At 62.7% G+C, this 300-nt stretch carries 1 protein-coding gene; it reads right to left on the reverse strand.

The features are described from left to right. A partial coding sequence (locus Q8X51_RS32205) for an AMP-binding protein (protein ID WP_407694952.1) occupies positions 1 to 300 on the reverse strand: 300 nt, incomplete at both ends.

Here is a 300-nt window from a genome sequence, read left to right on the forward strand (position 1 = left end):
TGGAGCCGGAGGTGTAGATCACGTAGGCAAGGTTGTCGCCGTGCAGTTTTACCTCCGGCGCGGTGTCGCTGTAGTCGGCCCACGCCTCGGTGCGATCGATGGCCAGGCTGTCCAGGCCCTCGGGAATTGGCAGTTGCTGCAAGGCACTGGTGTGGGTCAGCAGCAACTTCGCACGGCTGTCCTGCATCATGTACAGCAGGCGATCACGCGGGTATTCGATGTCCAGCGGCACGTAGACGCCACCGGCTTTCATCACCGCCAGGAACGCCACCATGATTTCGGCGCTGCGCGGCATGGCAA

The organism is Pseudomonas sp. Yb2C2, assembly GCF_052112325.1.
GTDB lineage: Bacteria > Pseudomonadota > Gammaproteobacteria > Pseudomonadales > Pseudomonadaceae > Aquipseudomonas > Aquipseudomonas marginalis.